8 protein-coding genes are annotated in these 7,613 nt (G+C 41.5%); 4 read left to right on the forward strand and 4 right to left on the reverse strand.

All coding sequences use genetic code 11. From position 1 onward, the window contains the following. Both F6K38_RS31620 and F6K38_RS31625 read left to right on the forward strand, forming a co-directional pair. Positions 1–1,573, forward strand: a 1,573-nt coding sequence (locus F6K38_RS31620; RefSeq protein WP_287359014.1) for an ArnT family glycosyltransferase, incomplete at its 5' end; no start/stop codon positions are given. A gap of 307 nt (positions 1,574–1,880) precedes the next feature. Continuing rightward, the gene (locus tag F6K38_RS31625) at positions 1,881–2,705 is read left to right on the forward strand and encodes a metallophosphoesterase (protein ID WP_502709620.1); all 825 of its coding nucleotides are present in this window, start codon (positions 1,881–1,883) and stop codon (positions 2,703–2,705) included. 566 nt (positions 2,706–3,271) lie between these two features. On the opposite strand, the gene F6K38_RS31630 is transcribed toward F6K38_RS31625, so the two are convergent. Together F6K38_RS31630 and pyrG are read right to left on the reverse strand one after the other, a co-directional pair. Then, positions 3,272–3,691 carry a hypothetical protein gene (locus tag F6K38_RS31630; RefSeq protein ID WP_008188465.1) on the reverse strand — a complete coding sequence of 140 codons (420 nt, stop codon included), beginning with the start codon at positions 3,689–3,691 and terminating at the stop codon, positions 3,272–3,274. Between the two features lie 758 nt (positions 3,692–4,449). After that, positions 4,450–6,117 (reverse strand): CTP synthase, encoded by a 1,668-nt coding sequence (pyrG, locus tag F6K38_RS31635; protein ID WP_287359020.1) that lies wholly within the window; start codon positions 6,115–6,117, stop codon positions 4,450–4,452. Positions 6,118–6,160: 43 nt separating this feature from the next. On the opposite strand from pyrG, the gene F6K38_RS31640 reads away from it, so the two are divergent. Then, positions 6,161–6,331: a hypothetical protein gene (locus F6K38_RS31640; RefSeq protein WP_287255040.1), complete on the forward strand. Its 171-nt coding sequence runs from the start codon at positions 6,161–6,163 to the stop codon at positions 6,329–6,331. On the opposite strand, the gene F6K38_RS31645 is transcribed toward F6K38_RS31640, so the two are convergent. Next, entirely contained in the window at positions 6,313–6,579 is a 267-nt protein-coding gene (locus F6K38_RS31645; RefSeq protein WP_154659921.1) for a hypothetical protein, read from the reverse strand. The genes F6K38_RS31640 and F6K38_RS31645 overlap by 19 nt on opposite strands. Beyond that, the gene (locus tag F6K38_RS31650; RefSeq protein WP_044494884.1) at positions 6,566–6,772 is read right to left on the reverse strand and encodes a hypothetical protein; all 207 of its coding nucleotides are present in this window, start codon (positions 6,770–6,772) and stop codon (positions 6,566–6,568) included. The genes F6K38_RS31645 and F6K38_RS31650 overlap by 14 nt, the downstream gene beginning before the upstream one ends. A 528-nt stretch (positions 6,773–7,300) precedes the next feature. Here F6K38_RS31650 and F6K38_RS31655 point away from each other — a divergent pair. After that, positions 7,301–7,613: thioredoxin domain-containing protein (locus F6K38_RS31655; protein ID WP_502709619.1), on the forward strand; the 313-nt coding region annotated here is incomplete at its 3' end.

Genomic DNA, 7,613 nt, shown 5'->3' on the forward strand with positions numbered 1-7,613 from the left:
GACTTACCACATGAGTCGTGTCCTTCATTGGATGCAGCATCACAGTGTTGCTCATTATCCTACCCATATTCCCAGACAGCTTTACCAAAACCCTTGGGCTGAATTTACGATCATGCATTTTCAACTCTTGAGTAGGAGCGATCGCTTAGCTAATCTTGTCCAATGGTTCAGTATGATTGGTAGCGTGATTGGGGTATCTCTGATTGCTAAAGAATTGGGAGCGGCGATACGAGGACAGGTTTTTGCTGCTGTAGTCGCTGCTACTATTCCGATGGGAATCCTACAAGGGTCAAGTACCCAGAATGATTATGTGGTTTCGTTCTGGGTGATTTGTTTGGCTTACTTTATTATTTTGACTCTCAAATCCAGAGTTAGCTGGATTAATATATTAGGGGTTGGTGCTACCATGGGGATGGCTATTGTTACGAAAGCAACAGCCTATATTTATGCATTTCCCTTATTTATCTGGTTTTCACTGATGATGATTAAGCGCCTACGTTGGCGATGGTGGAAACCAATTTTAACGGTAGGGGTTATTGTTATTTTAATTAATCTCGGTCACTATATCCGTAACTTCGATTTGTATGGCACTCCAATTGCCACGGCTTCAGAAGAACTACGATATACTAATGAAATTTTTACAACCTCAGTCTTAGTCTCCAATATTTTGAGAAATATTGGTCTTCATATGGGAACAAATAGTAAGATAATTAATCCTATATCCCATAAGATAATTAGTTTATTCCATCTTGTTTTAAGTGTAGATATCAGTGACCCCCGCACGACCTATACCGGAAAGTTTGGGATTCCTGGTGGATTATCAACTCTGGGAATTAATGCTACGGAAAACAACACTAGCAACACCCTTCATCTAGTTTTAATCGTTTTCTCCATCATCGCTTGTTTCATCCAACGACAGGGTCGAAAGCAACGCTATATACTCAGTTATATTGCTGTGATTATTAGCATATTTATACTATTTTGTTTCCTGTTGAAATGGCAATGGTGGAACAGTCGGCTTCATTTACCAATTTTCTTACTTTTTTCTGCAGTAGTCGGAATAGTATTGTCCCAAATTAAGTTACGTCAAGTTGCCAATGTTATAGCAGTGCTTTTGATTATCACATCATTACCATGGGCATTATCTGGCAGAGAACGACCTCTTCTGGGCGCTAACAGTATTTTCAACACTAGCCGTACTGAGCAATATTTTAACAGTAGGTCTCGAATCCAATCAGGTTACCTCGGTGCTATTGATGTTTTGAAAAGTAGTAAATGTACAGATATTGGACTGTATTTAGGTGACAATGACTGGGAATACCCATTATGGATACTGTTACAAGAACAGACTGATTCACCAGTGAGGATTGAACATATAAACGTTAAGAATACATCAGCCAGCAAGTCTGAACTTTCCACCAATAGCAAATTTATTCCTTGTGGAATTTTTTCAACTAAACCTGAACCTGATCAAACTAACCAAGCTGAGGAAATAACTTACCAAAATAGAATTTATCCTCAAGCTTGGTCAAAAGATAAGGTCAAAATTTTCCTTAGTCAAAAAAAATCCTGATTTTATCCGTAATTCTAAATTAGATTTTAGCTATCAGGGGTCAGCGGTCAGCGGTCAGCGGTCAGCGGTCAGCTTTGTGGCACAGGCTTTGGCCTTTGGCCACGCTGTGCGAACGACGCTGTGACTTTCGTGACTATTAAACAAATGGTTACCTGTTTTATTCAAAAACTTATAGCTATTAGCTATTGGCTGATAACTGATAACTGATAGCTGATAGTTGATGGCTGATAGCTGATAGCTGATGGCTGATAGCTGATAGCTAAGCTATGCTGGAGGCAAGTGTTTAATGACCCTCACGATTAGCTGGATGAATTGGATATTTTCAGAACCCTTAAAGGTAGAAAAAGTCACCGTTGCGATCGCGGATTTACCTACGTCATTGCGAGGCACAAAACTTGTACAACTATCCGATTTACATTATGATCGACAGCAGTTACGAGAAAATATCTTAGCTGACGCTATTGAAGCCGCTAATCAAGCTGAACCTGATCTAGTCGTGTTAACTGGCGACTACGTAACCAATAGCCCGACTCCTATTTATCTACTAGCGCGGCGATTGAAGTACCTGGAAAGTCGCCATGGAATCTATGCTATACTGGGTAACCATGATTTAGCCTGGCGTCATTCAAAAGCAACAATTACTCAGGCTCTAACTAAGATTGGTGTGAAGGTGTTGTGGAATGCGATCGCTTATCCGTTTGGAGCACAATTACCTCTAGTAGGACTTGCTGATTTTTGGTCTGGTGATTTCAATCCTGGTCCAGTGCTCAATCAAATTGACCCCAAAACACCCCGGATTGTCTTATCCCACAACCCTGATACTGCGGAGATATTACAGCGTTGGCGAGTGGATTTACAGTTGTCTGGTCATACCCATGGTGGTCAGATTGTGATTCCAGGAATCGGACCTGCGCCAGCATTGTTGAAAACCCTCCGGAAGTATATTCCTAAATCTGTGCAGCCCTGGATACCGTATTTGAAAGTATGTTCAAAAGTAACTAAGCACTGGGAATGGTCTGAGGGTTTACATTCGATCGGTAGAAACCAGTTGTATACTAATCGTGGTTTAGGAACTTATTGGCCAGGTCGTCTATTTTGTCCACCAGAAGTGACAGTAATTACATTGAATTAAGAATGTAGAATTAAGAATGTAGAATTAAGAATGGGGAATTAAGAATGGGGAATTAAGAATGTAGAATTAAGAATGTAGAATTAAGAATGGGGAATTAAGAATGGGGAATTAAGAATGTAGAATTAAGAATGGGGAATTAAGAATGTAGAATTAAGAATGTAGAATTAAGAATGGGGAATTAAGAATGGGGAATTAAGAATGTAGAATTAAGAATGGGGAATTAAGAATGGGGAATTAAAAATTAAGAATTAAGAATGTAGAATTAAGAATGTAGAATTAAGAAGGCAGAAGCCAGAAGCCAGAAGCCAGAAGCCAGAAGCCAGAAGCCAGAAGCCAGAAGCCAGGGGAGCATCTCATTTTGGAAACAATATTACCCAAAGCAACTATATTTCAAGGGTTTCAGCCCCCTAACAAGAGCTAACGTGCCAAATTGGGATGCTCCCGAAGCCAGAAGCCAGAAGCCAGAAGGTAGCATGTATAATTCTAAATTCTAAATTCTAAATTCTAAATTATTAATTCTAAATTCCCAATTCTAAATTCTAAATTCTAAATTCTAAATTCTATAATTACGTTAGTAAATAGCCAGTTTTTTGTTCAATGTAGTCTATTATCTTATGATAAATTTCTGGATATTTTTGTTCGCTAATAATGATGGGCATGGAACTGTCAGGTAACCAAAAGGTTAATCTCTGATTTGGGTAGTGACAAAAACTACTGATTTTGTTGAGGTCAAGGATATAATCATGACGCTCGTAACTGAATGTAATCCAAAAACCTGAAGGTGATCGTGCTGATAACTTTTGAATGTAGTTGACCACTCGTTGATAACCGTCTGGGTCACTTTGACGGTTGATAATAATGGGAATAGTACTATCGGGTAACCAGAAGGTTATTTTTCCGTTGGGTCCATGGGTGAATGTACTAAGCCGATCCAGATCAATGACATATTCTCGATGATCGTAATTAACTTTTATCCAGTAACTCACAAAACCTCCTTATTGACATAATGGGTTGGTAATACTAGCAATTACCAATTCGAACGAGTCCAGTTAATCACTTTAGCAAAGGGAACAGGAAACAAAAATTATCACAATTCCTATACGGATTGCTCTTCTTATTCAGATTACTGGTTACTTCTTGTTAATTAACACTTGTTACTTGTTACTGGGAGCATTTCACCTTTGTAATTATGTACATATATCCCCCCTAACCCCCCTTAATCAAGGGGGGAATTAGATTCAAAAGTCCCCCTTATTAAGGGGGATTTAGGGGGATCTGAATCAGGGATTAACAAAACTGACATGCTCCATTTGTTACTTGTTACTTGACTTTCAACCAATAAGGATAAATAGTTAACCAGGATAGGAAAAATGTAGAATGTAGAATGTAGAATTAAGAATGTAGAATTAAGAATGTAGAATTAAGAATGTAGAATTAAGAATCCAATTCTAAATTCGCGCATTCTTAATTCTTAATTCTATTAAGATCATCCCTGAATTGAGCGAAAGTTGGAAGCCCCAACCTACTTCGTGTCGGTTGGGGTACTTCACTGTTACCTAGCTGCTGATCAAGCTAAGTCATATTTCAGGGGTTTATTCCTCAGAGCCGGATAATTTCTGTGGAATCATGTTTTGATGGAGGGTAATTATCCGGCATGATGTCATTGATCCCCTAATCTGCGACATATGTGACATCTGTTGCCCTATTTACCCTGATCAATACCGAAAGAACTTGCGTCACATACTTAGCAGCCTACTTGGGCAATGGATTGCTGGTTTTCGCTAGTACTGCCGTTAGTACTAGACTGTTTAACCTGTGCTTTGTCAAGGGTAGCTTGCACAAATCCCACAAACAATGGATGGGGATGACTAGGACGGGAGCTAAATTCTGGGTGGAACTGAGTGGCAATAAAGAAGGGGTGTTCTTTCAATTCAATTATTTCCACTAGGCGACCATCGGGAGAAGTCCCACTAATCACAAAACCTGTTTCTAGAAATAGGTTGCGATAAGCATTATTAAATTCATAGCGGTGGCGGTGGCGCTCATAAATAACTTCTTCTTGGTAGAGGGAAGATGCTAGAGTATCAGGTGCTATACGGCATGGGTATAGCCCTAAACGCATGGTACCGCCTAAATCCACTACATCTTGTTGTTCTGGCAATAGATGAATGACGGGATTCTTGGTATCAGGAACAAACTCGGCACTATGGGCTTCTTCTAAGAGGGCTACGTGCTTTGCCCATTCAACTACTGAACACTGCATCCCTAAACATAAGCCCAGCAAGGGAATCTGATTTTCCCTAGCATACCGAATTGCCTGAATTTTGCCATCTACTCCCCGAATCCCAAAGCCTCCAGGAATAAGGATACCGTTAAAACCGTTTAGGAAGGGTTCAGGGCCGTAAGCTTCCACATCCTCAGCACTAACCCAGTGTATTTTGATTTTGGTATCCTTTGCGATCGCAGCATGCTGCAAAGCTTCCACAACGGATAGATAGGCATCAGTTAGTTTGATATACTTACCAACAATGGCAATTTCAAGATGGTGAGTGGGATTATGCAAACGCTCAACTAACCGCTGCCAATGGGTTAAATCTGGTTCCCGTTGCTCCATCTGGAATAACTCTAGAGTTTGCTGGGCTAGTCCTTCTTTTTCTAGCATTAGGGGGACTTCGTAGATACTGCTGGCGTCCTGTGCAGAAATAACTGACTCTACTGGTACATCACAGAATGCTGATATTTTATCTTTTAATCCGCTTGGGAAAGCGCGATCGCATCGGCAAATTAAAATATCCGGTTGAATCCCAATGGCACGCAATTCCTTGACGGAGTGCTGGGTTGGCTTAGTTTTTATTTCTCCAGCCGCAGGAATCCAAGGTAATAGGGTGACGTGCATATAAAGGACGTGATTGCGCCCGACATCCTTACGGAATTGACGAATTGCTTCCAAAAACGGTAGGGATTCAATATCCCCCAATGTGCCACCAATTTCTGTAATCACTACATCAGGATTGGAATTTTGGGCAACTCGATGAATGCGCTGTTTTATTTCATTGGTAATGTGGGGAATCACCTGCACTGTTCCCCCCTGGTAGTCACCGCGACGTTCTTTATTGATTACGGCTTGATAAATCGAGCCAGTTGTGACACTGTTTAGGCGAGAGACGGAGGTATCCGTGAAGCGTTCATAGTGACCTAAATCTAAATCTGTCTCGGCACCGTCTGATGTTACAAACACTTCTCCATGTTGGTAGGGACTCATGGTGCCCGGATCTACGTTAATATAGGGGTCTAGTTTAAGAATCGAGACGGAATAGTTCCGGGATTTGAGTAAACGTCCCAAGCTAGCAGCAACAATCCCCTTGCCAATACTGGATACAACCCCTCCAGTTATGAAGACAAACTTAGTCATAATAGTAATAATATTATAGCGCGATATAGATTTTCTGGGTTCATTGTGCCATGGTACACCAGAGTTGTTTGGTGCTGCTGAGCTATCAGCTATCAGCTATCAGTATTCAGCTATCAGCTATCAGTTACCAGCAATCAGCAATCAGCAATCAGTTATCAGCAATCAGCAATCAGCAATCAGTTATCAGCTTAAGCGCTACGCGCACGCTACTTGAGGTGCTATCAGCTTAAGCGCTACGCGCACGCTACTTGAGGTGCTATCAGCTTTCAGCCAACGGCTGACCACTGACCACTGAAGGTGACGGCTGACGGCTGACCACTGACGGCTGACCACTGACGGCTGACCACTGACGGCTGACGGCTGACGGCTGACCACTGACCACTGACCACTGACTACTGACCGCTGACCGCTGACCGCTGACCGCTGACCGCTGATCGATGCAAAACCCCTAGGATTCCTCATCCATTGGATTACCGAGGTCTAGATTACCGACGTCAAAGACAATGACAAATTGAGCATCAGGCATTAATCGTTTCAGAGCCCATAAGTGTCCTTCCGCATCAGACCGGTTCCGGAAGCGAGCAACGACTCTCCGCTGCATCTTGGGTAACAGCCGAATGACCACCCACGGATGAAGGCGTTCAGAATAACTCATAATCAAACTATCTCCTTTTGTAGGGGAGCCAGAGCTAGCCCGCCGACGGTCCAACATCTACGGGCTAGCTCTTGACTCCGGGCGTCTCAGCGCCCACTCTTATAGTTTAGCACAAAAAATATAATATTATAACATATTTTGAAAAGTTTTGTGAAAAACTGGTTGGGAGTAGGGAATTGGGAGTAGGGAATTGGGAATCGGGAATCGGGAATCGGGAATCGGGAATCGGGAATCGGGAATAAGGAATAGGTAAAAAATTTTATGTACCTTTATAGCTTATAGTTATGAAAAACGCTGTATAGCATTTATAAATAGGTCATTAACAATCTGGCGGATTTCTCATAACATCAAAAAGTCTTTGTAGCTTATTGATACAGTCGCTAATGGGGTAGCATCCTTTGACCGCGCTGCATCGCTCTTTTCTACTATTCCCGATTCCCTATTCCCTGCTCCCTGCTCCCTACTCGCTGCTCCCTAAAACCCAGAAATTTCTACCTCACAAAATTAACAACTACTTGACTTATTGCTATGGGTCTATTATTCTGTTTATTAGCTACTTTATCCACTTATATAATCCTTGGATACGTTAATCCTGTCAGTGGGCAAAGTGCATTTAATACTTCTAAGGTAAACGAATCTAGATCTATAACAATGTCTTATCCTACTCAAGAGTCAGAATTCAGTAGTCATGACAATTTTGAAGTCAGTCAATCATCTGCACAACTAAAACTTTATGGTGCTCTTCGGAGCCGAGCTGCGATTGTGCAGTGGTATCTTGAGGAGTTGGGAGTGCCCTATGAGTATATCTTGCTGGATATGAAAGCTGGAGAGCATAAACAGC

Origin of the sequence: Moorena sp. SIO3B2, assembly GCF_010692525.1 — a bacterium.
In the GTDB taxonomy this organism is placed as follows: domain Bacteria; phylum Cyanobacteriota; class Cyanobacteriia; order Cyanobacteriales; family Coleofasciculaceae; genus Moorena; species Moorena producens.